This is a genomic window from Amycolatopsis minnesotensis (genome assembly GCF_039529815.1).
Classification (GTDB): domain Bacteria; phylum Actinomycetota; class Actinomycetes; order Mycobacteriales; family Pseudonocardiaceae; genus Amycolatopsis; species Amycolatopsis minnesotensis.
Genome location: NZ_BAAANN010000002.1, coordinates 180417 through 205343 on the forward strand (window position 1 = coordinate 180417; position 24927 = coordinate 205343).

At 70.1% G+C, this 24927-nt stretch carries 23 protein-coding genes and 1 tRNA gene; 12 read left to right on the forward strand and 12 right to left on the reverse strand.

Going from position 1 to position 24927, the window contains the following annotated elements:
• The first annotated feature begins 2 nt into the window (after positions 1-2).
• Positions 3-638, forward strand: a complete 636-nt coding sequence (locus tag ABD256_RS02935; RefSeq protein ID WP_344413063.1) for a nitroreductase family protein — start codon at positions 3-5, stop codon at positions 636-638.
• Here ABD256_RS02935 and ABD256_RS02940 read toward each other — a convergent pair whose 3' ends face one another.
• The 3 genes from ABD256_RS02940 to ABD256_RS02950 form a co-directional block, all read right to left on the reverse strand.
• Positions 639-1175, reverse strand: coding sequence for a GNAT family N-acetyltransferase (locus ABD256_RS02940; protein ID WP_344413065.1), 537 nt, complete (start codon positions 1173-1175; stop codon positions 639-641).
• A 159-nt stretch (positions 1176-1334) separates the two neighbouring features.
• Positions 1335-1670 (reverse strand): hypothetical protein, encoded by a 336-nt coding sequence (locus ABD256_RS02945; RefSeq protein ID WP_344413067.1) that lies wholly within the window; start codon positions 1668-1670, stop codon positions 1335-1337.
• Positions 1657-2358: a 2OG-Fe(II) oxygenase gene (locus ABD256_RS02950; protein ID WP_344413069.1), complete on the reverse strand. Its 702-nt coding sequence runs from the start codon at positions 2356-2358 to the stop codon at positions 1657-1659. The genes ABD256_RS02945 and ABD256_RS02950 overlap by 14 nt, the downstream gene beginning before the upstream one ends.
• A gap of 97 nt (positions 2359-2455) precedes the next feature.
• Here ABD256_RS02950 and ABD256_RS02955 point away from each other — a divergent pair, with 97 nt between their 5' ends.
• Positions 2456-3706: an RNA polymerase sigma factor gene (locus ABD256_RS02955; protein ID WP_344413071.1), complete on the forward strand. Its 1251-nt coding sequence runs from the start codon at positions 2456-2458 to the stop codon at positions 3704-3706.
• Positions 3707-3720: 14 nt separating this feature from the next.
• Here the strand turns inward: ABD256_RS02955 and ABD256_RS02960 are convergent, their stop codons facing one another.
• Positions 3721-4551: a class I SAM-dependent methyltransferase gene (locus ABD256_RS02960; RefSeq protein WP_344413074.1), complete on the reverse strand. Its 831-nt coding sequence runs from the start codon at positions 4549-4551 to the stop codon at positions 3721-3723.
• A 78-nt stretch (positions 4552-4629) separates the two neighbouring features.
• Between ABD256_RS02960 and ABD256_RS02965 the strand changes: the two genes are divergently transcribed.
• The 4 genes from ABD256_RS02965 (at position 4630) to ABD256_RS02980 (ending at position 7239) form a co-directional block, all read left to right on the forward strand.
• On the forward strand, positions 4630-5223 hold the full coding sequence (locus ABD256_RS02965; RefSeq protein ID WP_344413076.1) for a TetR/AcrR family transcriptional regulator: 594 nt from the start codon (positions 4630-4632) through the stop codon (positions 5221-5223).
• A gap of 44 nt (positions 5224-5267) precedes the next feature.
• Positions 5268-5900: a hypothetical protein gene (locus tag ABD256_RS02970; protein ID WP_344413078.1), complete on the forward strand. Its 633-nt coding sequence runs from the start codon at positions 5268-5270 to the stop codon at positions 5898-5900.
• A 2-nt stretch (positions 5901-5902) separates the two neighbouring features.
• Positions 5903-6655 carry a nucleotidyl transferase AbiEii/AbiGii toxin family protein gene (locus ABD256_RS02975; protein ID WP_344413080.1) on the forward strand — a complete coding sequence of 251 codons (753 nt, stop codon included), beginning with the start codon at positions 5903-5905 and terminating at the stop codon, positions 6653-6655.
• A gap of 194 nt (positions 6656-6849) precedes the next feature.
• Positions 6850-7239, forward strand: a complete 390-nt coding sequence (locus ABD256_RS02980) for a VOC family protein (RefSeq protein WP_344413082.1) — start codon at positions 6850-6852, stop codon at positions 7237-7239.
• Between the two features lie 3 nt (positions 7240-7242).
• Here the strand turns inward: ABD256_RS02980 and ABD256_RS02985 are convergent, their stop codons facing one another.
• Positions 7243-8115 carry a sigma-70 family RNA polymerase sigma factor gene (locus tag ABD256_RS02985; protein ID WP_344413084.1) on the reverse strand — a complete coding sequence of 291 codons (873 nt, stop codon included), beginning with the start codon at positions 8113-8115 and terminating at the stop codon, positions 7243-7245.
• An 88-nt stretch (positions 8116-8203) separates the two neighbouring features.
• On the opposite strand from ABD256_RS02985, the gene ABD256_RS02990 reads away from it, so the two are divergent.
• Entirely contained in the window at positions 8204-8980 is a 777-nt protein-coding gene (locus ABD256_RS02990) for an SDR family oxidoreductase (RefSeq protein ID WP_344413086.1), read from the forward strand.
• A 129-nt stretch (positions 8981-9109) separates the two neighbouring features.
• On the opposite strand, the gene ABD256_RS02995 is transcribed toward ABD256_RS02990, so the two are convergent.
• The 7 genes from ABD256_RS02995 to ABD256_RS03025 all read right to left on the reverse strand — a co-directional run bounded on the left by ABD256_RS02995 (position 9110) and on the right by ABD256_RS03025 (position 18310).
• Positions 9110-11149 carry an AbfB domain-containing protein gene (locus tag ABD256_RS02995; RefSeq protein ID WP_344413088.1) on the reverse strand — a complete coding sequence of 680 codons (2040 nt, stop codon included), beginning with the start codon at positions 11147-11149 and terminating at the stop codon, positions 9110-9112.
• A gap of 174 nt (positions 11150-11323) precedes the next feature.
• Complete coding sequence (locus ABD256_RS03000) at positions 11324-11827, reverse strand: hypothetical protein (protein ID WP_344413090.1); 504 nt, start codon at positions 11825-11827, stop codon at positions 11324-11326.
• A 14-nt stretch (positions 11828-11841) separates the two neighbouring features.
• The gene (locus ABD256_RS03005) at positions 11842-15594 is read right to left on the reverse strand and encodes a hypothetical protein (protein ID WP_344413092.1); all 3753 of its coding nucleotides are present in this window, start codon (positions 15592-15594) and stop codon (positions 11842-11844) included.
• A gap of 59 nt (positions 15595-15653) precedes the next feature.
• On the reverse strand, positions 15654-16559 hold the full coding sequence (locus ABD256_RS03010; RefSeq protein WP_344413093.1) for a hypothetical protein: 906 nt from the start codon (positions 16557-16559) through the stop codon (positions 15654-15656).
• 397 nt (positions 16560-16956) lie between these two features.
• A tRNA-Thr gene (locus ABD256_RS03015) sits at positions 16957-17029 on the reverse strand.
• Positions 17020-17700 (reverse strand): enoyl-CoA hydratase-related protein, encoded by a 681-nt coding sequence (locus tag ABD256_RS03020; RefSeq protein WP_344413095.1) that lies wholly within the window; start codon positions 17698-17700, stop codon positions 17020-17022. The genes ABD256_RS03015 and ABD256_RS03020 overlap by 10 nt, the downstream gene beginning before the upstream one ends.
• The gene (locus ABD256_RS03025) at positions 17693-18310 is read right to left on the reverse strand and encodes a TetR/AcrR family transcriptional regulator (RefSeq protein ID WP_344413097.1); all 618 of its coding nucleotides are present in this window, start codon (positions 18308-18310) and stop codon (positions 17693-17695) included. Before ABD256_RS03025 ends, ABD256_RS03020 begins: the two co-directional genes overlap by 8 nt.
• 209 nt (positions 18311-18519) lie before the next feature.
• Here ABD256_RS03025 and ABD256_RS03030 point away from each other — a divergent pair, with 209 nt between their 5' ends.
• From ABD256_RS03030 to ABD256_RS03050, 5 genes are all read left to right on the forward strand, one after another.
• Positions 18520-20049: a threonine/serine exporter family protein gene (locus tag ABD256_RS03030; RefSeq protein ID WP_344413479.1), complete on the forward strand. Its 1530-nt coding sequence runs from the start codon at positions 18520-18522 to the stop codon at positions 20047-20049.
• Between the two features lie 76 nt (positions 20050-20125).
• Positions 20126-21562, forward strand: coding sequence for an alpha,alpha-trehalose-phosphate synthase (UDP-forming) (locus ABD256_RS03035; protein WP_344413099.1), 1437 nt, complete (start codon positions 20126-20128; stop codon positions 21560-21562).
• 30 nt (positions 21563-21592) lie between these two features.
• Positions 21593-24124: a trehalose-phosphatase gene (gene otsB, locus ABD256_RS03040; protein WP_344413101.1), complete on the forward strand. Its 2532-nt coding sequence runs from the start codon at positions 21593-21595 to the stop codon at positions 24122-24124.
• A 59-nt stretch (positions 24125-24183) separates the two neighbouring features.
• Complete coding sequence (locus ABD256_RS03045; protein ID WP_344413103.1) at positions 24184-24672, forward strand: hypothetical protein; 489 nt, start codon at positions 24184-24186, stop codon at positions 24670-24672.
• On the forward strand, positions 24669-24845 hold the full coding sequence (locus ABD256_RS03050) for a hypothetical protein (protein ID WP_344413105.1): 177 nt from the start codon (positions 24669-24671) through the stop codon (positions 24843-24845). Before ABD256_RS03045 ends, ABD256_RS03050 begins: the two co-directional genes overlap by 4 nt.
• Positions 24846-24927 lie beyond the last annotated feature (82 nt).

The window sequence follows — 24927 nt, forward strand, 5'->3', positions numbered from 1 at the left end:
CCATGACGCCCGAAGAGCTGCTGACCACCACTCGCGCCGTCCGCAAACGCCTCGACTTCGACCGGCCGGTGCCGATGGAGGTCATCGAGAAGGCGCTGACGATCGCGTTGCAGGCACCGAGCGGGTCCAACCGCCAGGAGTGGCAGTGGCTCGTGGTCACCGATCCGGCGCAGCGCGCCCGCATCGGCGAGCTGTACCAGCGCGCGTGCCGGTCCTATTTGGACTCATCGGGGGCGGCTGGCAAGCTGTTCGCCGACGACCCCGCCCGCGCTGCCGTGCAGCAGCGCGTCGGCAGCAGCGTCGAATACCTCGCCGACCGGATGGGCGACGTGCCCGTGCTCGTCATCCCGTGCCTGCGGACGCGCCGCGCCGAGCTGCCCGCCGGGAACCAGGCGGGGCTGTGGGCGTCGCTGCTGCCCGCCGCGTGGAGCTTCATGCTCGCGGCGCGCTCGCTCGGCCTCGGCACGGCGTGGACGACCCTGCACCTTGCGTACGAAAGGGAAGCCGCCGAGGTGCTGGGGCTGCCCGGCAACGTCCACCAGGCCGCGCTGATCCCCACCGCCTACTACACCGGCGACAGCTTTAAGCCCGCGAAACGTCAACCGCTGTCCGACGTCCTGCACGTCGACCGCTGGTAGCTAGTCCCAGTTCGACGCCAGGATGACGGCGTGACCGGTCCCGTCGTCGTCCTGGCCGTCGAGGTCGGGGCGGCGGGCGAGGCCGGCCGCGATCGCCGTCCGCTGGGATGCGACGTTGAGCCGCTTCGTCCGCGCGACGACCGGGACGCCGGGGAAGTGCTCGACGCCCATGGCGACCGCGTGCTTCGCCGCCTCGGACGCGAGGCCCCTGCCCCACGACTCGGGGCCGAACCGGTAGTAGAGGTTCAAGATCGCCCTGCCCCGCCACTCGGCGTGCCGGAGGCCGGCGAAGCCGATCACGCTGCCGTGGAATTCGACCGCCCAGTAGCCGAAGCCGTAACCCGTCCAGTGGTCGAGCCACGCCTGCAACTGCTCGCGGCTCTGCTCGAGATCGGTGTTCGGCCCGGCGGGGTTGAACCGGTTCGTCGCGGGATCGGCGTGGATCCGGTGGACCTCGTCGACATCCGCGCCACGCGGGCGGCGAAGAACCAGCCGTTCGGTCGCGGAGGCGGCGAAAGCCGCTTCAACAGCGATCACCACGCCATCCTATGCAGAGCGCGTTTAGCCCGCTAACTGCAGGCCAGCGCCATCCGCCCACCTGGGCCACCCCTCCAGCCCGCCCCGAGCCGCCGGGAGCGTTTAGCGGGCAAAACGCACCCGGCGACGCCGCGGGTGACGAGTGCTCCGCGAGCGCGTTTAGCCCGCTAAATGCAGGCTGGGGCGCTGGGGGAGGAAGAGGCGGTGGGTGCGGGCCGGGTCCCAGTCGGTCGAGCGGGCCAGGCGTTCCGTCATGCGCGCCCAGCCGAGGCCATCGGCCACCACGACCCACGCGTCCGGGCCGCCCCGGGTGAACCGCCGGGCGTGCCGCAGCCAGGACGCCGCTTCTTCCGGCCAGTCGACGACCGCGAGCACGATCCCGTGCCAGTTCGCCGCGAGCTCGGCGGCCGCGGCCTTCGACGGCGCGTCCCTGCTCGAACCGATCGTGACCGTGATCGCGCCCCGAAGCGCCGCCGCGACCTCAGGCGGCGTCATGGAAGACCAGGCCCAGCGTGTGCCGGAGGCCCGACCGCACCGCGCTCACCCCGTGCCGCACCGGCGCCGCCGACCAGCCGCGCGCCGACCGCACCGGCCGGTCCCGCGTGGTGAACACGAGCCCGCGCCCCTGCGGCAGCACGGTCGCGGTGCCGCGCGACTGCGCCCTCGGCCGCTGCTCGACGAGCAGGAACTCGCCGCCGGTGTAGTCCACTCCGGACTCGTCGAGACCGATCACCACCTGCAACGGGAACACCAGATCGCCGTAGAGGTCGCGGTGCAGCGCGTTCCAGTCGCCGGCGCCGTAGCGCAGGAGGATCGGCGTCGGCCTGCTCTGCCCCGCGGCGTGGCACCGTTCGAGCCATTCCTCCAGGGTCTCCGGCCACTCCGCCGCCCAGCCGAGCCGGCGCGCCCAGTCGCGGACGATCGGCAGCAGCCGCGGGTAGAACGCCTCTCGCAGCTCGCGCACCGGGTCCGGCACCGGGTAGCCGAAGTACCGGTACTCGCCCTGCCCGAACCGGTACCGGGCCATGTCGATCGTCGACCGGAAGCGCTCGGCTTCGTGGTACCACCCGGCGATCTCGCGGCATTCTTCCGGGGACAGCACCGGTTCGGTGAGCGCGCAGCCGTGCTCGTCGAGCTCCTTCGCCAGCGTGTCCCAGTTCGTCGCATCCACCCGTTCCCTCATGCCCACCGACACAACCACCGCCGCGAACCGATGTCCGGCGGGTTTCGGACACGGCGGTCACCGTGCGGGATACCTTCCTGGCGGGAAAGGAGTGCGGATGAACGTCGAGGGCGCGGTCGCGGCGGCCTTCCGCGAGGAATGGGGCCAGGTCGTCGCCACGGTGATCCGGCTGACCGGCGACTGGGACCTCGCGGAGGAATGCGCGCAGGACGCCTTCGCGAGCGCGCTGCACGCCTGGCATCGCGACGGCATCCCGCGTCGCCCCGGCGCCTGGCTCACCACCACCGCCCGCAACCGCGCCAACGACCGGTTGCGCCGCGAAGCCGTCGGCGCGCGGAAGCTGCGGGAGATCGCGGCGCTGCCGCCTGCCGAGGACGAGCCCGAGGACTCCCCGGTCCAGGACGACCGGCTGCGCCTGATGTTCACCTGCTGCCACCCCGCGCTGCCGTTCCCCGCCAGGGTCGCGCTGACGCTGCGCACGCTCGCCGGGCTGACCACGGGTGAGATCGCGCGCGCGTTCCTCGTCGAGGAGTCCGCGATGTCGCAGCGGCTCGTGCGCGCGAAGCGGAAGATCCGCAACGCGGGCATCCCCTACCGCGTGCCGCCAGCGCACCTGCTGCCCGAACGGCTGACCTCCGTGCTCGGGGTGCTGTACCTGCTGTTCAACGAGGGGTACGCGGCGACGGACGGTGCCGAGCTGGTCCGCCGGAACCTGAGCGACGAGGCGATCCGGCTCGCGCGGGTGCTGACCGGGCTGATGCCGGGCCGGCCCGAGGCGGACGGCCTGCTCGCGCTCATGCTGCTGCAGCATTCGCGACGGGACGCCCGCGTCGACTCCGATGGCGCGCTCGTCCCACTCGAAGACCAGGACCGGACGCGCTGGAACGCCGACGAGATCGCCGAGGGCATCACCGTGCTCGACGCGGCACTCCATCTCGGCAGGCCGGGGCCGTACCAGGTGCAGGCGGCCATCGCCGCTTGCCACGCGACGGCGGCGACCGCGGCCGAAACCGACTGGCCGCAGATCGTGGTCCTCTACGGCGAGCTGGTGAAGGTGCTGCCGTCACCGGTGGTCGAACTCAACCGGGCCGTCGCGATCGCGATGGCGCACGGCCCGGCCGCCGGGCTCGCGCTGGCCGACTCGCTGGCGGAAACCGGCGGCCTCGGCGGCTACCACCTGCTGCCCGCGACGCGTGCCGATTTCCTGCGCCGCCTCGGGCAGTTCGACGCAGCCGCGGCCGCCTACCGTGAAGCGCTGGGCCTCGCCGGGACCGAGGCCGAGCGCGCCTACCTGCGGCGGCGGCTGGCCGAAGCCGAAACCCCCGGCGAGGCGCCTGCCTGCAGTTAGCGGGCTAAACGCGCTCAACGGATTCGCGTCGCGGTGACCACCACAGTCGCGTAGCGCATCGTGAAGCTGCCTCCCATCGCATCGACGACAGCACCGGCGCTTTCCAGCACCTCCGCCAGCTCGTCCGGCGAGAGCAGGGTCAGGCCGCCGGACGTGGGCAGGTGGTCGAGCCACTCGTCACGGGTGTAGGAGCGCTCCCAGTCGAATCGCCACTGCTCCGGCTCGCTGAACGCACCCGTCTCCCTGATCCCGTCGGCGGCCTTGGTGAGCAGCGGCTGGTATCGCTCGACGGCCGACTTCGACCGCTCCTCCTCGCTCACCGGCCTGGCGTTGGCAGGCGCGTCGGGCGCGATCCGCCGGTAGGCCTCGACGAAGGCGTCCGCCAGCGCGGGCGGAGGTTCGAACACGTGCCAGAAGGGCGCCAGCAGGCCACCGGGTCGCAGCACCCGCGCCGCTTTGGCCGCGCCGGCGACCGGATCCACCCAGTGCCAGGCCGTCCCGGCGACGACGGCGTCGAACATCCGGCCGGCGGGTTCCCAGGCTTCGACGGTCGCCACCTCGACCTCGAGCCCGTCGCGTCGCGCGAACTCCGCCATCCGCGCGTCGGGCTCGACGCCGAGCACCGTGCAGCCCGCCGCCCGGAACTGCCTGGCGGCGATGCCGGTACCGCAGCCGACGTCGAGGACCCCGGTGCCGGGACTCGCCGCGACGATCCGGTCCACCATCGCGTCGGGATAAGGCGGGCGGGCCCGGTCGTAGCGTTCGGCGTCCGTACCGAACGACTCCGCGACCTGCCTGGCTCGGTGGGCTTCGGGAGCGGGTTGCTCCGGCGTATTAGTGGGCATGTGCCCACCTTAGTGGGCGAGCGCCCACTAGGGAACCGGGTAGTGGTCCGCGACGAGCGAAAAGGGAGAATGCGGGACATGCCGACAGGGGTTCACCTCCGCGACGCGCGCAAGCAGCTGTTCGACGCCGCCGAGCGGATCCTGCTCCGCGCCGGACCGAACGCGCTGACCAGCAGGGCCGTCACCACGGAAGCGGGCTGCGCCAAAGGCGTCCTGCACCGGCACTTCGCCGATTTCGACGACTTCCTCGCCGAGCTCGTGCAGGACCGCATCGAGCAGCTCGGCGACCAGGCCACCGCCCTGCGCGAATCCGCGGGGACCGGCACCGTCGCCGACAACCTCACCCGCGCGCTGACCGCCTTGTTCGAATCGGTGGCCGTGGGGATCGTCAGCCTCATCGTCTTCCGGGACGAGCTGCGCACGCGATTGCGCCGGACGACACCGACCGGCATCCCCCTCGTCACCGAAGCCGCCGCGATGATCGCCTCCTACCTCGCCGCCGAGCGCGACCTCGGCCGCATCGCGGCCGACGCCGATATCGACACCCTCGCGCCCACCCTGATCGGCGGCGGGCACCTGGCGTTCGCCGACCGCAGCAGCGGACCACCCGGCACCGAGGACGTCCACCGGATGGTGACCACGGTGATCGCCGGCGTCGCGCGGGATGCCTGATCAGTGGCACGAGCGTAGGCTTGAACCCTACGGAGGTGACACTGATGACGCGTACGACCGCAAGGGTCCCGCCCGAGCTGGCCCGCCGTCCGATCCGCGTGCTCCGGCCGCAGGACGCCGCGGGCGTCTACACCCATCCGCGTCCCGAGTTCGCCAGGCTCACCAGGACGAGCGCCCTGCACCGGATCGCGACCGGGTACTACGCGATCGTCCCCGACGACCAGACCGGGCAGAACTGGCTACCGGACCTCGAATCGGTCGCGGCCGGGGTCGCCGCGGCGGACGAGGGAGTGGACACCGTGGCACTGATGGGACTGTCGGCCGCGCGGGTGCACGGTGCGATTCCGCGCGCGCTGGCCGTCGCCACCGTCGCGGCCGGGCGGCACCGCAGGCCACTGCGCCTTGCCGACCGGGACGCGACCGTCCTGTTCGCACGCCGCGCGGTACCGGCGCTCGACGTCGAGCGGCGTGCGGGCGAACTCGGGCCCCACTGGGTCACCACCGTCGAGCAGACGCTCCTCGACCTCGCCGCACGACCCGAATTCGGCGACCTGCCGGGCGAAGCGCACGCCGCGGTGCGCGCGTTGCTTCCCCGCGCCGACCGGGACATCCTCGACGAACTCGCGGTGGCCCAACGGCGACGGGCGGCGCTGCGCCGCGCACTCGCGGGAGGCTGACCGTGCTCGATCCCGACGAAGAAAGCGCGATCGCCGAACGGTTCGGCGTGGCCCGCGCCCAGGTCCGGCGCGATCACCTCATCTCGCACCTGCTCGCCGTGCTCAGCGCGAACCTCGCCGACGAGGTGCTGTTCTTCGGCGGCACCGCGCTGTCCCGCAGCTTCGCCCCCGGCGGACGGCTCTCCGAGGACATCGACCTCATCGCGCTGACCAGCCGCGGCCAGGTGGCGGCGGCGCTCGACCACGCGGTGCGACGAGGAACGCGCCGCGAGTTTCCCGGCCTCACCTGGGAACCGGCCCTGACCGACGTCCGGGATGTCGACCCCGCCGTCATCCGGCTGCCGGACGGGACCACGGTCAGGGTGCAGCTGCTCGGGCGCACCGGATACCCGCCGTGGCCGACCGAGCGCCGCGACCTGGTCCAGCGCTACTCCGACGCGACGGCGGCGAGCTTGACGATCCCCGCGATCGAATCCTTCGCCGCGTGGAAGACGGCGGCCTGGGTGGACCGCGCCGCGCCGCGCGACCTGTTCGACCTCTGGCTCCTCGCCGGACTCGGCGCGCTCGACCAGCGCGCGGGCGCCCTGTTCAAACGGTTCGGACCGGTCAACCGGCTCCCCGGCCCGGAGATGTTCACCTCCGGCGTCGACGAGGAACGGTGGCGGCGAGAGCTGTCGGGGCAGACGCGGCTCACCGTGACCGCGGAAGAAGCACGTACGACCGTGGCCGCCGCCTGGGCGCGTTTAGCCCGCTAAACGCGCTCGGCACCCACCGGGGCGCCGGGCACAATGGCGTGCGTGGACGCCCTCATGATCCGTCCCGTCGCCGCGCACCGCTGGGCCTGGGTGCTCGAAAACGAGACGGCGGACGCATCAAGACCGTCCTCGAACTCGCGAAGCAGGCTCTTGCAGGCGAGGTCAACGCCGGATGACGACCGGGAGGTCCCGATATGACCAGCAAGTTCACCGAGCTCGCGATCGACTGCGCCGATCCACCGGCCCTCGCCCGGTTCTGGTGCGCGGTCCTCGGCTACCAGGTGCAGGACGAAGAAGACGGGCTCGTCACCATCGGCTCCCCGGCGGTGCCCGAAGGCAAGACCCGTGCCGGCCCCGTGCCGCCTACGTTGACCTTCGCGCGCGTGCCCGAAGGCAAAACCCACAAGAACAGGCTGCACCTCGACGTCAACCCGACCGACGGGGAGCAGGACGAAGAGGTCCGGCGCCTGCTCGGCCTGGGTGCCCGGCACGCCGACGTCGGCCAAACCGGCGAGGAGAGCTGGGTCTGCCTCGCCGATCCGGAGGGGAACGAATTCTGCGTCCTCGCGAGCCGCCACCCCTGAGCGTCAGTCGAGCACGGCGAGCGCCACCCCGCGCAGCCGGTCCGGGTCCGCGATCACGTCCACCGCGGTGATCCTGTCCTCGCTGAAGGTGAAGCTCAGCGCCAGGAACAGTTTCCCGCGCGGTGCCATCACGAGCCCGACGGACCCGTCGACCAGCGCGGGCTCGGTGACCCTGATCCGTTCCGACGCGAGCAGCGCGCCCTTGGCCACGTCGCGGACGCCGCGGAGCGTGATCGCCGCCGGGCTTGGCCCCGCCTGCCGGTCGGCGTGGAGTTCCACGTCCGGGTCGAGCAGGGCGAGCAGTTCGTCGAAGCTGCCGCCACGAGCGGCGGCGAGGAATGCCTCGACGACACGGCGCTGGCGAGCGAGGTCCGCTTCGGGCACCGGCGCACCGCCCCGGACCCGGCGGCGGGCGCGGCTCGCGAGCTGCCTCGCCGCGGCCGGGGTCCGCTCGATCATCGGGCCGATTTCGTCGAACGGCACGGCGAACAGGTCGTGCAGCACGAACGCGAGCCGTTCGGCGGGGGTCAGCGCGTCGAGCACCACCAGCAGCGCCAGCCCGACCGAATCCGCGAGCACCGCTTCCTGCTCGGGATCGACGCTCTCGGCGTCCAGCTCCGGCAGTCGCCCGTCGAACGGCTCCTCCCGCCGCGACGTGCGCGAGCGGAGCATGTTCAAGCACACCCGGCCGACCACCGTGGTCAGCCATCCGGCGAGGTTCTCGATCTCGGCGGTGTCCGTGCGACTGAGGCGCAGCCAGGCTTCCTGCACGGCGTCGTCGGCCTCGCTCGCCGAGCCGAGCATCCGGTAGGCCACCGCCCGCAGGCGAGTCCGGTTCTCCTCGAAACGGTCCGCCAGCCAAGCGCGTTCGTCCACGGTCACATTCCTCTCTCGCGGGGTGTCATCGGAGTAGACCCCCGGAACCCGGCCGATGTGACCGGGTGAAACGAGTTCGGAGAAGATCATGACCCACACCATCCTGGTCACCGGCGGCACCGGCACGCTCGGCAAGCGGGTGGTCCCGCTCCTGCGCGCCACCGGCCACCGGGTGCGCGTGCTCAGCAGGCACCACCGCGAGCCAGCCGACGGCGTCGAGTACGTCACCGGCGACCTCGTCGCGGACGAAGGGATCCCGGCCGCGGTGGCCGGAGCCGAGATCATCGTGCACCTCGCCGGTGGCCCCAAGGGCGACGACATCGCGGCACGCAACCTGGTGCGGGCCGCGGCGGACGCCGGATCGGTGCGGCACCTGGTGTACATCTCGGTCGTCGGCGCGGACCGCGTCCCGCTCGGCTGGTTCCGGACCGCGCTCGCCGCGGAGCAGGCCGTGACCGGCTCCGGCCTGCCGTACACCCTGCTGCGCGCCGCCCAGTTCCACGAGATCGTCTTCGGCATGCTGGGGAAGATGGCGAAGCTGCCGGTGATCCCGAACCCCGGCGGCCTCCGCTTCCAGCCCGTCGACGCACGCGACGTGGCGGCCAGACTCGTGGAACTGGCACTCGGCGCGCCCGCCGGCCGCGTACCCGACCTGACCGGCCCCACCGTGTACACAATGGACAAATTGATTCGCGGATTTCTTGAGGAGCAAGGAAAACGCCGCCCCTTGCTGCCGATCCGGATCCCCGGGAAGGCGGGCCGCGCCTACCGGGCCGGTGAGAACCTCACCCTCGACGGAACGCAGGTCGGCGAGCGAAGCTGGGAAAGCTTCCTGGCGGACAAGGAATCGATCGCCACGCGATAAGGGCACGATGCCGGACGCGACGCCTGGTTCGCCGACACGACCTGGACGACGACCCTCCGGGTGCGATACCACCGCGTTCCTGCCGGCCGGTGTGAGGGCCGGGCGGCAGCGGCCCTCACACCGATGACCCTATTTGCGGTAGGCCGTGGCTTTACCCGTGGTCGCGTCGTAGTCGATGCGCCCGCCCTGGAAGAGGACCCGCCGTCCGCCGGGGATATCGGTTTCATCGCTGGCCGGGTACCTGAGGTACGAGGTCTCCCAGCCCAGTTGCGCCCACAGCGCGCGGATCGCACCGGTTACCGCGTGCGCTCCGGTCGAAGGCGTCCAGTAGATCGAACTGTCCTTCGCGAAGTGGTTGTACCGCCCGACGCCGTCCGGCGTGCCGGATTCGTCGGAGGTCGGCGCACCGAACGCACCGTGCCCGCCGAGGCGGAGGTAGGTGTCCAGGATCGTGCCCTCGATTTCGCGAACCCCGGTAGCCGCGCTCCAGTACAAGCGGCCGCGCTGATAGGCGCGATACCGGACGGATCCGTCGACGATCTCCTGACCGGTGGCCGCGCCGAGGCGCCCGCGGATCGCTTCGTCGTTGAGCCAGCGCGTCAGGATCGGCGAGACGACTGGCGGGTTGGGGCCATCGATCCACCACGACGCGTCGGCGGTGAACGAACGCGGGTCCCCGGTCGCCTTGAGGGTCGCGTCGTTCGGGTCGGCGACGATGCCGCCGTTGTGCTGGCGGAGGAATCGGCCGGGCAGCCCCACCGATTCCAACGAGACCGTGCCACCGCCCGCGAATCCCTGGCGCGGGCACCAAGTGGCGTTGCGCCGGTACGCCTCGGTGCCGTCGCTGGGGAGCACACCGGTCCAGATCCCGTTCAGCGCGAGGTACACACCGGGGTGCCCGACCCACTCGAGGGAATAGCAGTCCGCCCTGCCGAGGCCGGTCACCACATCCCAGGTCGCCTCACCGATCAGCGCGGTCCCGTCCTCCTTGAACTCCGGTCCCTGGCTGAGCTGCACGCCGCCGCCGGGCCAGGTTCCGCGGATGTACCAGGCACGGGTGCCCTGCGTCTCGCCGCGCAAGGATTGCTTGGTTGCCTGGTACTGGCCGGCTCGGAGGAAGTCGTCGACGTCCTGGTCCGACCCGGCGAGCGCCGCCTGTGCGGCGAACACCAGGTTCGGGCGAAGCCCGCTGTTCTGGGCCCTGGTCCGGATTTCCAACGCGCGGCGCCGGTTGGCCTCGGCCTGCTTCGCCTGCGCGTTGGCCTTGTCCCGTTGGTCGGCTTCGAAGATCCCGGTCGCGATGTAGCGCTTCCAGGCGGCGGGGTCCGGGTCACGCAGCGCCTGGTTCGCGGCGGCGGCGACCTCGGTGTCCGGAGTCGCGCGCTGGAGGATCTCCCTGATGAAGTTGTCGTCGGAGAGCACCAGCATGCCCTCTGTCGGGACCACGCCGAGCACCTGGCCGATCGCGCGCGACTTCGCCGCTCGCCACGCCAGGCGCTCCTTTTCCTCTTTGGAGGTCTGTTCGTTGGCGTCGATCTCGTTTTGCTGGTCCTCCGCGTACGCCGTCCGGATCCCGGCCCGCAGGAACTCCTTCTGCGCCTCTTCGGCCGCACCGAACGCGGTCAGCGCGGCGGTCCTGGTCTTGCCGTACTTTTCCGGAACCTGCTGCCACAGCCAGTAAACGAAGTCCCGGTAACTCACCACGAGCTTGTCCGGCGTCGGGATCACCCCGATCACCGCCGCCGCACCCTGCTTCAGCTCACGGGCGCCCCTGGCCGCCTCCGCGTCCCGAACCTGGTTGTCCTGATCCCGCTTGACGGCCTCGTGCACACCGGACTTGATCCACTGACTGCGCTCGGCGTCCGATCCCGACAAAACCAGCTCGGCCGATGCCCGCACCTCCGGCCGCGTACTCGACACCTTCCACAACTCGAACACGAAATCGCGCTCACTGAGCACCAGAAGCTCCGGCGTCGCAGTGATTCCCACCGCCGCGGCGGCCCGGATCTTCTCCTCCTGCGTCACCGATGCGACGCTCGATTTCGTGGTCGCCGAGGCCAGTTCGGCCCCGGCCGCCGTGGCGATCGGCCCCCCACCGCTCCCCGCCAGCACGCCCACCATCACCGCGGCGATCGCGCCACTACGCCCGCACACCCGTCTTCGGCTCACGTCTCTCCCTAAGGTTGAGGCCCCAAGAACCTTGGCAAACTTGGTCATCGGACGATTTTCGTCAAAGAGATAAATCCGGTGTATTCTTCATCATCCTCAATCTCTTGGCGAGATCGCCAGTATTGCACGTACGCACTGTCAACTCCGGGCGAATTCAAAGTAAGCAGACTTCAGTCAAACCCACGAGAGCCAACTATTCAAAGGCTCTCGGGAGGACAGTTCCGGGCACACGATCTGTACAGATTTTGCAAAATTTGCGGCCAAATTTTGCAACATGGAATCGAGAGTGTCGAAGTCCATGATTTCGACACATGGATCCGGCCTCCAGTATTCTGTTCGCGATTCACATTCAATGCGGACCATATCCTTCTCCGGAAAGAACTTCAGAGTTCGTTCCACACCTTGAGGATACAGGTCAAGTTCACCATATCGACGCGAATGGACGAAATCGACAAAAACAGGCAACGCTTCTGCAACGGCCGAAAAGTCCGTCATTATGTCGAAGTTCCAGTCACTTTGCCCGAAACCGCCTATACTGAACCGCGCATCGGTCTGCCCCAGCAACTCGCAGGCATACATGGCAACTTGTTCATAGTCGTTTAGATCGAACTCACCCATCGGCTCGTCGAGCGGCTCCGCAGTCTTGCCGGGTGGTGTCAAAGTCAAGTGAAATTCCATCGAGTCCCTACCTGTCAACCGCGCGGAATGTACGGATAAGCCGTTTTATACAACCCGTTCAGCGCTGGCACAAGCAAGGCATGACCAGCCGACACCATGGAGCCATCGGGCATGATCACCTGACCCAGACCTTTCGGGATTTCCACCACCGTCACCTGGAACCCGGGGCGGTAGGCGTTCTTCAGGAACTCAACTGCGGCATCATCGTCCAACCACTGCCCCTGTGGAGTTCCAGCACGAGCCCTGTCAATGAGCTTCTTCGTATTCTTAGCACCCGCTTGATGTACCGTAAAAGTATGGCCGAATGTCGGCCTACTGGTTTTAGTCCATTTTATGCATGGATTTTCCGAGCTGGTTGCAGATTTAACCGCATGCGATCCCCCGGCACCAGATGCGTCCGGCAGCATTCGGGGAACAGGTCTACGATAGCACGGATTTCCTCTTGCTTTTTCAAGAAGGTCGATTGTCTTTTCGAGAACTCGTTTACTTACACCAACCGACTCAAGAAATGGACCGATTCGACGGACCACTTTGATCAGCGCGGCACCGACCTCGGTCACCTTCCCCAGTATCGAAAGGAAGTCACCGATGTTTATTACCGTCCACAGGCAGCTTTCTACGTTACCTTCACCAAAACACTTCTTCGCGTCATCTATCCCCAGCAAGTCGTTGAGGACTTCCGCGCCGATCTCCACAAAGAAGTCGCCAATGGACCTGCGGGCCGTCGAGTTTGCGTTTTGAAACTCTTCGACAAGCTCGTCCCCGCCTTCGTAAAAGACAAGCTCCAACTCGTCCTCGGTGAGATCGAGCCCGTTCCCTCCATTGGCTTGCAGTGCCACCTGCCGACGTCGTTCGGCTTCGTCCCGGCGGGCTTGCTCTTCGGCTCGGTCGGCGGCCTGCTGGATCTCGACGGCCTTGTCCTTGATGCCGTCGGCCGCTTTGGTCGCCCGGTCCGCGTTTTCCTGAGCCTGCCTGGCGGCATCCCGCGCGGCGGCGGCATCCGTTTCCGCCTGGGTGGCGGCGCTTCGTGCCAGTTCGGCGTCGTCTTCTGCCTTCTTCGCGGCTTTGTTGGCTGCCACCGCGTCACGTTCGGCGGCGTCGGCGGCTTTGCCCGCGATCACGGCGTCGTTGTTGGCGATGTTCGCCGCCGTCCTTGCGGCGCGTGCGTCGTTTCCCGCCTGCCGGTCGGCCTGCTGGGCTCGTTCGCCGGAGGCCCTGGCCGCGGCTCCTTCAGTCGCGGCATCCGCGGCGGCCTTCTGCGCGTCGGCGGCCGAGCGTGCGGCGGCTGCCGCCGAAGCCGCCGCCTGCGCGGCCGCTTCGAACGCCGGTTTGACCTCGGCCGCGGCGCTGTCGGCGGCCTTTCGTGCCGCCGTTGCCGCGGTTTTCGCCTCCTCGGCCCTGGTTTCCGCCGCGGCGGCCTGTTCCTTGCCGACCTGACGGGCCTGGTTCGCGACCTCGACCACGAAATCGGCGTCGATGTCCGCGCCGGTGAACGGCGCCACGACGGTGATCGCGGTGTTGGCCGGATCGGTGATGCCGTTGGACGACGCGCGCGCCGCGGTCGCCGCGCGTATGGCCATCTCGGCCTGCGTCGCCGCCGAGACGGACTCGGCCGCGGCGGCGTTGGCCTCGTCCCTGGTCCGTTCCGCCGCCCGCAGCGACTGGCTCGCTTCGAACGCTGCCTGCTCGGCGAGCTGCACCGCTGACCGGGCATGCTCGGCGGCCTTCACCTCGGCCTCGGTCGCCTCAGCGGCCTTCGCGTTCGCTTGCTCCGAATACTTGTGCGCCTCCGCGGCCGCGTACTCGGCCGCTGCGGCCCACCGGTCCGCTTCGGCCGCGGCGGCCTTGGCCTGGTCGGCCGCCGCTCTCGCCCTGGCCGCGGCTCTGCCCGCTTCGGTCGCGTGGATGCGCGCGTTCACCGCCGCGCCGCTGGCCGCGTCCGCGGCATTCCGCGAGCCGATCGCGGCCGTGGTCGCCGCATCCGCGTCGCCACGGGCCTTCGTCGCCGCGTCCTTTGCCGCCTTCTCGTGATCGGTGCCCTTGGCCTGGACCTCGAGCACGCCCATCGCCTGTGCCCGTGCCTCGGCGGCCTGCCGGTTCTGTTCCGCCGCGAACGCCTGTGCGCGGATGTCGGCGGCCTTGCGGTCTTCCGCTTCGGCCGCGTCCGCGGCGATATCAGAGGCGACTTTCTGAGCGTCGGCTCGCACCCTGGCCTCGTGAGCGACCCCGGCCAGGCGTTCGGCGTCACCACGGTGGCTGCGCGCGCTCGCGGCTTCCTTGTCCGTCTTGGCACGCTCGTCCGCCGCGATCGCTCGCTCCCGCTCGGCGGTCTGCCGGGCCGCGGCCGCCTTATGCTGCTCGGCCTCGGCGTTCACTCGTGCTTCGTGCGCTCGGCCCGCCGCCGCCCACGCCTGCTGTTCAGCGGCCTCGGCGTCGATCCTGGCCTGCCTGGCCCTGGCCAGGGCGTCCTGTGCGGCGACGGCTTGCAGCCGCGCCGCTTCTGCCAGCTGAGCCGCGGAACGCGCGTGCTCTTCGGCGTGCAGGCGCCACTGGTGTGCCTGCTCGGCGTGCTTCTCCGCCTTGTCCCGCGCATCGCGCGCGCCGTCGGTGGCGATGGTCGCGTCGATGGCGTGCTGTGCGGTCTCCACCGCGCCCACCGCGGCCCGTGCGGCGTTTTCCATGCCCGTGGCCATCGCGGACCACTGCGCGCCGTAGGGAAGGTCGACTTCGACGAGCACGTTCGCTTCGATCGTCGCGCTCGCGGCGGCCTGCTTGGCGGCGAAAGCGGCGTCGTTGGCGTACCCGAGCTGGCGGGCGACCTCACGTTTCGCGTCGGCGAACGAATCCGGCGAGTGCGCCCCGCTCGTCTCGTTGGCCGCGAGGATCTGCGCGGCGTGCCTGGCCTCGTTCGAGGCAGACACCATCGCGTTGGCCGCGCGCTGCAAGGCGTGGACGCCATTGCCGTGCGCGATCACCAGGTTCTTGCGGGCCTGCGCCGCCCTGGCCGCGCGCTTGGCCAGCTCGCTGAGCTGCTCCGCGGCCTTGTTCCGCTCTTCGAGTTCCTTCAAATAGGCTTCGCGGGCTTCCGCGTCCTTCTTCGCCGCCACCAGGTAACCGGCTTTGAGGAACTCGTCGATGGCAGCGTCGGTACCCGCGTCCAAGGCGGCCTGCGCGGCCTTCTGCACCTCCGACCCGCCGACCCCCACCAGCATCCGCACGCGGGACCGCAACAGATCCGCCCGTGCCTTCGCATCGCGCGCGGTCTTGTCGTCACGCGCTTTGGCGATCTCGGCGCCATAGGCGAGAAAGGCGTCACGGTCGTAGTCCGTGCCCGCCAGTACGCGGGTGACTTCGCCGTTGAAATAGGGGCCACCCGTGCCTGCCATTGCTTCGATGGCGGTCCGGTTCCGTTGCGCGGTTTCCTTCTTCCGCGTGGCCGCACGGGCGCGCGCTTCGTCGGCACCGATGGTCAGGTAGGTCATGATCGCGTCGTCGGTGCCGACGTTCAACGCCGCTTGCGCCGCCTCGCGGTTCTCGACGTCCTCGTCGAAGATCGCGATGTCCTCGACCAGTTTCCGCAGCCGGGGATCGCCCTTGATGTCGAGGCCCGACTGCCCGTCCCACAGCTTCCACCAGGATTCCGGCATCGGGCGGGGCGCCTCGCCGGAAGCCGTCGCGGGTCTTCGAAGTCCCTGCCCCGCTGCCTCGACCGGACTCACCAGCCCGGCCAGCACGGTCATCGACAGGAACAGCAAGAACACTTTCACGGGAGATTTTTTGGGCACAGCAATACCCTCTTTCCATAGGAAAAAGAAATAGTGATGGTCTATTTGGTCATGCGCTGTTCGCCCGATTCCGCCTGCTGGAGCAACGCCGTCCAGTAGGCTGCCTGCTCTCGCGCGGTCTGCTGTTCGACCTGCCACTGGTCCTGGCTGGTCGTGGCCGGGCCGGCGATCGCCTGCCAGTTCGGACCGGTGGCCGCCTGCGCCGCCGCGGCCACGGCACGCCAGTTTTCCGCCTGCTTCAAGGCGATCTCACCCGCGTCCGCCCACGCCGAACGCGGTGCGGCCGTCTTGTCCCCGACCTCTCGCCACGCACGGGCCGCCGCCGCGCGGAGTTGCGCGGCGGCTTCCTGCGACGCTTCGAGCGCGGCCTTCTCGGCGTCCTGCGCTTCGGTGACCAGCCGTCGTGCGACGACTCGCCATGCCACTTCCCGGTCCGCGGCCGCGGTTCGGTGGGTTTCGAGGTCCAGCCTCGCCGCGCTCGCCCAGCCGCAGGAGAAGAACTCGACGAGGTCGCTGTCGCCCGCCCCCGGCCGCAGTGCCCACGCCGCGGCGGCCCTGACCTGCGGTCCGGGATCTGTCTGGCCGAGCCCGCGGACGAACTGCCGATCGGCTTCCACGATCGCCGCCGCCTGCTTGCCGTCGGCTTCGCGGTTGTGCTGGTCGCGTTCGCGCGCGGCGGCGTAACCGGTGCGGGCGAACTGGTCCCGATCGGCGTCGGACCCAGTCACCGCCCGCTGCGCGGCCGCGTGCACCTCGGGAGAAAACCGCGCCGTATGCGTGTCCAGAACACGACGGGCGAAATCGGCGTTCAGCGCAGAGCGTTCCGCCGAATACCGCACCGCGAAGTCGTATTCCGTGGCGAAGAAACGGGAGATTCCCGCTTCCTGCGGCTCGCTCGCCAGTGCGTTCAACGCCGCGGCACGGACGAACCCGCGACCGTCCCGCAACGCTACCCACCAGACAAAAGCGTTGTCAGCACTGGCAAAGACACCGGCCGATGCAGGCGCTTGGCGGTCTGCCGCGGCCGCGAAACCCTGGACAGGAATTGTCAGCGATATAACCGCAGCGCAGAACACGGACACGACTTTATGCGCGCGCAACGAAATCTCCCCATCTCACGCTGCAAAAAATGAATCGCGGGCACGTCACGTTGACCGCCGTTCAACCCCTCCGCGAGAAATCTAGCCAATGCCGTAGCGGCGCGCCAGATGTCCGATGCGCGACGATCGCCGCAAACGGCAAGAACACCCGTTCGGCCCAGACACGCGGCCGCGCAAGACGTCGGCGATACCCGGAACGACAACGCCCCTCCCCGCGGATCAGGGCGGGGAGGGGCGGAGAGGGAGCCGGCAAGGGGGCTCGAACCCCTGACCTTCTGTTTACAAGACAGATGCTCTACCAGCTGAGCTATACCGGCCTAGGCCGACACATGCTAGCAACCGGCCGGCCCGCGCTCCGCAGAGCGGCCGCGGCGTCGCCGAACATGGTGGTCTTGATCGCGCCGAGCGTGCCGGGGTCCTTGCCGGCGAGTTCGGCCGCGCGGGCGCGGGCCCGATCGAAGAAGTCTTCGGTGGCTTCGTCGACGATGGCGAGCGCCGCCGCCTCCGTCCCGCCGAGGCGCCGGCCGGTCGTCATCGTGGCGACGGCCGCGGCCGGGGTGAGTTTCGCCTGCACCAGCGCCGCCATGCCGGGGGTGAAGGGCAGCCGGATGTCCACTTCGGGGAGGCAGAAGAAACCGCGTTCTGCCCGCGAAACGCGGAAGTCGTGGGCGAGGGCGAGCATGGCGCCGGCGCCGAAGGCGTGCCCGTTCACCGCGGCGACGGTGGGCACCGGCAGGGTCAGCACGCGCGCCAGCAGGGCTTGGACGTCGCGCACGTACTCACCGGCCGACGAACCGTTCGCGGTCATCCACTCGACGTCGAGGCCGTTCGAGTAGAACTTCCCGCCGCCGACGGTGACCAGCGGCGCCGGTGCCGCGGCCACGGTGTCCAGCGCGTCGGAGACCTCGGCCAGCCACGACGGCGAGAACCGGTTCTCCCCGTCGCCGAGGTCGAGGACGTGCACGTCGCCGGTTCGCAGTTCAGGCATGGCGCTCCTTCGGTAGCGGAATGGCGAGCACGGCGCGGACGGCCGCCTCGAGTCGAGCGCGCGCGCCGGGGTCCACCGGGCCGGGCAGCTCCAGCGACCGCCGCAGCAACGCGGTCGGCAGGTCGACGACGCACGCGGTCATCGCCTCGACGGCGCACGCGTCGTGACGGCCCCAGTGCGCGTCGGCGAGACGCTTGAGCAGCGCGACGACTTCGCGGTCGAGCGCGCCCAGCTCGTCGGCGAGCGACTCGGGCAGGCCGGGGCCGAGCAACGCGTCGCGACGGACGAACAGCAGGAGCCTCGCGGCCGCGGGCCGCCGGTCCGCGAAGTCCGCCGGGGTGCCCGCGGCGGCGACGGTGGCCGCCACGGAATCGGGCAGCGCCGCCTCGGCGCGTTCTGCCTGCGAAACGAGGAACCGGCGCGCCGCGCGGAGCCAGGTCCGCCCGAGCAGCGCGGGCAACGAGCCGAAAGCGTGGTAAAGCGAGCCGTTGGACACCCCGGCGGCACTCGCGAGGGCGCGCAGCGTCACGCCCCGCGCGCCCCGCGAGGCGAGCAGCTCCTCGGCGACGTCCAGCACGTGGCCGACGTCGTGCAAGCGCGGCCGTGGCATGCCCTGATTCATATCAGAGCGGTTGCTCCAAAACCTCGGGCGAGTGATTTACCTCTCCCGGAAACCCCCTCGGACCAGCGCTGAGCCGCCATAACGACAACGCGTGACGATCACTACATACTTGTGGTGGACGCCACAGATTCAGTCGTGCAACGGTCGGAGCGAGCGTGTCGATGGTCCGGGCGAGGACGAAGGAGGTGGACGACATCATGAAGATCAACCAGCGCGCCAAGGGGCCTGCCAACAAACGGCGCGCCTGGCGGATTCTCGAGGCCCCGGAAGAAAAGCCCGGCGCCGACAAGTCACCGGCGGGCCGCAGGTCCAGAGAAAAGCACCGCGAGCTGCGCCGACGCGCGTGGCACATCCTGGAAGCGCCGACGGGCGAACAGCCCGTGGTCGACAGCGACACGCTGCACGGGCCCGCGCTGCCCGACGACTCCACCGTCAACTTCGTCCTCGACCTCGCCCTGCGCATCGGCGAGGTGCAGATGTCCAGCGGCGCGGGCGCTTCCGACGTGACGGCGACGATCCTCGCCATCGCGAACGCGCTCGGCCTGCCGCACTGCGAGGTGGACGTGATCTTCACGTCCATCACCGTCACCTGCCACCGCGGCACCGACATGAACCCGGTGAGCGCGCTGCGCGTGGTGCGGTCCCGCAGCCTGGACTACAGCAGGCTCTCGGACACCGAGCTCCTCGTCCGGCAGATCACCCGCGGCAACATCAGCGCCGAGGAGGCATACACCGAGCTCCAGCGCGTTACGCGCGCCAAGCACCCGTACCCGCGCTGGGTCGCGACGACGGCGTGGGGCGGCCTGGCCTTCTTCATCACCCTGCTCATCGGCGGCACGATCGACGTGGCGCTGATCGCGATGGTGATCAGCGCGGTGATCGACCGGATCGGCCGCCTGCTCAACCGCTTCGCGCTGCCGTTCTTCTTCCAGCAGGTGGTCGGCGGGATGGTGGCGACGGTGTCCGCGATCGCGATCTCCTCCTCCGGCCTGATCACCGAGGACAAGCGGACGCTCGTGGTCGCGGCGGCGATCACCGTGCTGCTGTCCGGGCTGTCCACCGTCTCCGCCGTGCAGGACGCCATCACCGGCTACAACGTGACGGCGGCGGGCCGCACCATGGAAACGGCGCTGATGAGCGCCGGGCTGATCGCGGGCGTGATCCTCGCGCTGAAGATCGCGGTCAAGCTCGGCCTGCCGCCGACCACGCCGGAGGTCCCGCCCTACAGCCCGCAGCTGCTCCCGATCATGATCGTCGGCGGTGCGGGCGCGGCGGCGTGCTTCGCGCTGGCCAGCTATTCGCGGCTGCGGGCGACGTTGGTCTCCGGTGCCGCCGGGGCGATCGGCGCCGCGGCATACGGGCTGCTCGTCCTCGGCGACTTCGAAGCCGTGAGCGCGTCGGCGGGCGCGGCCACGCTCGTCGGATTCGCGGGCGGCGTCCTCGCGCGGCGCCTCCGGGTGACGCCGCTGGTGGTCGCGGTGTCCGGGATCACGCCGCTGCTGCCCGGCCTGTCCACCTACCGCGGGCTGTACAACCTCGCGGTCGACCCGTCGACGAACATCTCGACGCTGATGACCGCGATCGCGGTCGGCCTCGCGCTGGCCGCGGGGGTGGTGCTGGGCGAATACCTCGCGCAGCCGGTGCGCACCGGGCTCGGCAGGCTCGAGCGCAAGCTGGCCGGGCCGCGGATGGCCGGACCACTGGATCAGGGGAGAAGGGTGGATTAGCTCACCCGCATCGGGGCACTCGGGCGGATAGTGTCGTGACGCCGAGTGCGTCGCGCCGAGCGAGGGAGCAGCTGCCTTGAGTCAGAGCATTTACACCTCCGCCGAGTTCGTCGTGGTGGCCAACCGGCTGCCGGTGGACCTCGACCGCTCATCGGACGGGACCCAGCGCTGGACCGCGAGCCCCGGCGGGCTCGTGTCCGCGCTGGAACCGTTCCTGCGGTCGCGCAAGGGCGCCTGGGTCGGCTGGCCCGGCGTGCCCGACGTGGACGTCGAAGAGTTCGAGGACGACGGGCTCGTCCTGCACCCGGTTTCGCTGACCTCGGACGAAGTGCAGGACTACTACGAAGGCTTCTCGAACGCGTCGCTGTGGCCGCTCTACCACGACGTCGTGGAGCGCCCGGTGTTCGACCGCGGCTGGTGGGAGAGCTACGTCCGGGTCAACCGCCGGTTCGCCGAGGCGAGCGCGGAGGTCGCGGGCGAGGGTGCGACCGTCTGGGTGCAGGACTACCAGCTCCAGCTGGTGCCGAGCATGCTGCGCGAGTTGAGACCGGACCTGCGGATCGGGTTCTTCCTGCACATCCCGTTCCCGCCGGTGGAGCTGTTCATGCAGCTGCCGTGGCGGACCGAGATCGTGCGCGGCCTGATCGGCGCGGACCTCGTCGGCTTCCACCGCCCCGGCGGCGCGCAGAACTTCCTGTGGCTGGCCAGGACGCTGGTCGGGCTCGAACCGAGCCGCGGCGCGGTCGGCGTCCGGTCGCGGCCCGGCATGATGCAGGTCGGCGACCGGACCGTGCGCGTCGGCGCGTTCCCGATCTCGATCGACGCGGCGGGCCTCGACTCGCTGTCCAAGACGAAGGAGGTCGTCGAACGGGCCGCGCAGGTGCGCGAGGACCTCGGCAACCCGAAGACCGTGCTGCTCGGCGTCGACCGGCTCGACTACACGAAGGGGATCGACCTGCGGCTGCAGGCGTTCCACGAACTGCTGCAGGAGGGGAGGGTCAAGCCGGAGGACGTCACCTTCGTCCAGCTCGCCACGCCGAGCCGGGAGCGCGTCGAGCACTACCAGCGCATGCGCGGCGAGATCGAGCAGATGGTCGGCCGCATCAACGGCGAGTTCGCGCGCGTGGGCCACCCCGTCGTGCACTACCTCCACCAGTCCGTGAACCGCGCGGAGCTGGCGGCCTTCTACTCGGCGGCGGACGTCATGGTCGTGACCCCGTTGCGTGACGGCATGAACCTGGTGTGCAAGGAATACGTGGCGTGCCGCCACGATCTCGGCGGGGCGCTTCTGCTCAGCGAGTTCGCGGGCGCGGCGGCGGAGCTGAGCAGCGCCTTTCTGGTGAACCCCCATGATCTCGACGGGGTGAAGAACGCGTTGCAGGCAGCCATTACGCTCGACCCAGCCGAGGGGCGCCGTAGGATGCGCGCCCTGCGGCGTCAAGTCCTCACGCATGACGTCGACCGGTGGGCGCGCTCGTTCCTGGAAGCACTCGGGGCCGAGACGGCCACCTAGGTCCCCACCACAAGCTCCCGAGGAGGAGTGTTGACCGCCGAGGCCCTGCCCGCCGAGCTGCGCCGCGCGATCGTCCAGATCGCCCGCACGCCCCGCCTGCTGGTCGCCTGCGACTACGACGGCACGCTGGCTCCGATCACGTCCAACCCGGACGAAGCACGGCCGCTGCCCGAGTCCGTCGGTGCGCTGCGAGCGCTCGCCGGGTTGCACGAGACGACGACCGCGGTGATCTCGGGGCGCGCGCTGCGCGACCTGGCGACACTGTCCCGCCTGCCATCCGAGGTGCACCTCGTCGGCAGCCACGGCTCCGAGTTCGACATCGGTTTCGTGCACGCGCTCGACGCGAAAGCCCGTGATCTGCACAGAAAGCTGGAAAGCGAGCTGGAACAGCTCGTGCTCGACGTGCCTGGCGTCTCGCTCGAGGTGAAGCCTGCCAGCATCGCCGTCCACGTGCGGCGCGCCGAGCACGACGCGGGCCGCCGCGTGCTCGCCTCCGTCCACAGCGGACCGTCCACATGGGAGGGCGTGTCCACAACGGACGGCAAGGAGGTGGTCGAGCTCGCGGTGGTCCAGACCGACAAGGGCCGCGCGCTGGACACCCTGCGCCACCAGGCAGGCGCGACCGCGACGATCTTCCTCGGCGACGACGTCACCGACGAGAAGGCGTTCGCGAGGCTGTCCGGGCCCGACATGGGCGTGAAGGTCGGCGACGGCGAAACCCTCGCGACCTTCCGCGTGCCGGACACCATCGACGTCGCGATGGTGCTCGCGTTCATCCTCGAAGAGCGGCGCGCGTGGCTCTACGGCGAGCAGGCCCCGCCCATCGAGCGCATCTCGCTGCTCGCGAACGAGCGGTCGGTCGCACTGGTCACGCCGGACGCGAAGCTGACCTGGCTGTGCCATCCCGGGCCCGACGCGCCCGCGGTGTTCGCGGACCTGCTCGGCGGCCCCGGCGCGGGGCACTTCTCGATCAAGCCGCACCGCAACGGGCTCCCGCTCGGCCAGCGGTACCTGCCGAACACGATGACGGTGGAGACGCGCTGGTCGCGCCTGCTCGTCACGGACTACCTCGAACCGGAGAGCCCGGCGCACCGCACCGACCTGGTGCGGGTGATCTCCGGCCAGGCCGCGGCCGAGGTGGTCTTCGCGCCACGCCCCGAGTTCGGCGGCGTGCCGGTGCGGCTGGTGCAGGAGGACGACGGGCTGCGGGTGCTCGGCACCTCGGAGCCGTTCGTGCTGCGCGCGCCGGGCGTCGCGTGGCAGATCACCTCGGACGGCATGCACGACACCGCGACCGCACTCGTGCAGCCCGAGCCGGAGCGCCCGGTAGTGCTCGAACTCCGTTGCGGCACAACGGATCTCGGCGCGCACGAACTGTCCGAAGTGGACCGGCGGGCGCGCGCGGGCGCGTACTGGAGCACCTGGGCCGCCACCCTGAAGCTGCCGTCGGTGGAGCCGGATCTGGTCGGCCGCTCGGCGCTGACGTTGCGCGGGCTGGTCAACTTCGACACCGGCGGCGTGCTCGCCGCGGCCACCACGTCGCTGCCGGAGGAGATCGGCGGCGTCCGCAACTGGGACTACCGCTACTGCTGGATCCGCGACGCCGCGATGACCGTGCGGGAACTGGTCCACCTCGGCTCGCTCGAAGAGGCAGAGGGTTACCTGCGCTGGTTGCACGGCGTGCTCGCGACACTCGCCGGCCCGGAACGGCTGCACCCGCTGTACACCCTCGCCGGCACCCAGATCGGTGCCGAGGCGGTCATCGAGTCGCTGCCCGGTTACGCGGGCTCGCGGCCGGTGCGGGTCGGCAACCTGGCGAACCACCAGGTGCAGCTCGACGTGTTCGGCCCGGTGGTGGAACTGGTGGTGACGCTGGCGGGTGCGCGCGGCGAACTGCGCGACCAGGACTGGCAGATGGTGCGCGCGATGGCGGAAGCCGTGACGCGGCGCTGGTTCGAGCCGGACCACGGCATCTGGGAGGAGCGGCACGTGCCGCGCCACCGGGTGTACTCGCGCGTGATGTGCTGGGTGACCATCGACAGGGCGATCAAGCTCGGCGAGGTCTACGACCGCGACATCCCGGCCGGCTGGCACGAACTGCGCGAGGCGATCAAGTCCGACGTGCTCGAACACGGCTGGAACGACGAGGTTTCCGCGTTCACCACCGCCTACGACGGCACCGATCTGGACGCGGCGTCGCTGTTCGTCGGGCTCACCGGGCTGATCGACCCGAGCGACGAACGCTTCCAGAACACCGTCACCGCGATCGAGGCGGAGCTGCGCAGCGGGTCCACTGTGTACCGCTACCGTCGCGACGACGGGCTGCCCGGCGGCGAAGGCGGCTTCCACATCTGCGCCGCGTGGCTGGTCGAGGCGTACCTGCTGACCGGCCGCCGCACCGAGGCGGAGGAGCTGTTCGAACAGCTCGTGGACGCTTCGGGGCCGACCGGCCTGCTGCCGGAGCAGTACGACCCGGTCGCCGAGCGCTCACTGGGCAACCACCCGCAGGCGTACTCGCACATCGGCCTCATCCGCTGCGCGAACCTGCTGGCACAGCAGTAATCGAGCGGCGCCGGTGGGGGTTTTCCGCACCGGCGCCCGCCTTTTCTGGGGAGACCACAATGGACCCGAGGTACCGCGAGCTGCCGCCCGCCTTCGCGTACCGCTTCCGGTCCAGCGTGGTGCTGATCGGGGTCGCGCTGTGCGTGGGCGCCCTGCTCCTCTACGGCTTGCTCCAGTTCGTCGGCGGCGTGCTGGAGAAGAACGTCCCCGCGGCGATCCGGGTCACCGACGCACTCGCTCCACTGTCCACTGTGGCGCTCGGCGTCGCGCTGATCAGTGCCCGCCGATGCGTGCGCACCCCGTACCTCGACGTGCCGAAGGCCCGCACGACCAGGAACGCGCTCGTGGTGTGCGCGGTCGCGGCGATGGCTTTCGCCCTGCTGGCCGTGCTCGCGCGCGCCCTGTCCGGCGCGGGGAACCCGGTGGCGCTCGTCGGCCAGCTCGCCTTCCTGGCACTGGCCGGAATCGGGTTCGCCGCCGGTCACTTCTTCGTCCGCCCGTCGGTGCGCACCCTCCAGAAGTTCAGCGGCCACACCCATCTCTGGTGACCGAGTTCCCCTCGGTCGCGGGGATGTTCCAGCGCCACCAGCACCGTGCCGCCGTCCCGAGCAGCGCCGAAACCCCGGCGGCCACCGCGCTTTCCACCGCGACCATCCGCGGCACCTGCCGCCGCGTCGAGGCGATGGGCCGGGCAAGGAGGAACTCGGCGGGCTGCCCATGACCGCGCGCTTCGGCCGTGACGAGTTCGAGGCGTCCGAGCCGGAGAGCGTCTTCGAGTTCGGGCTCCAGCGCCCGCTCGACGG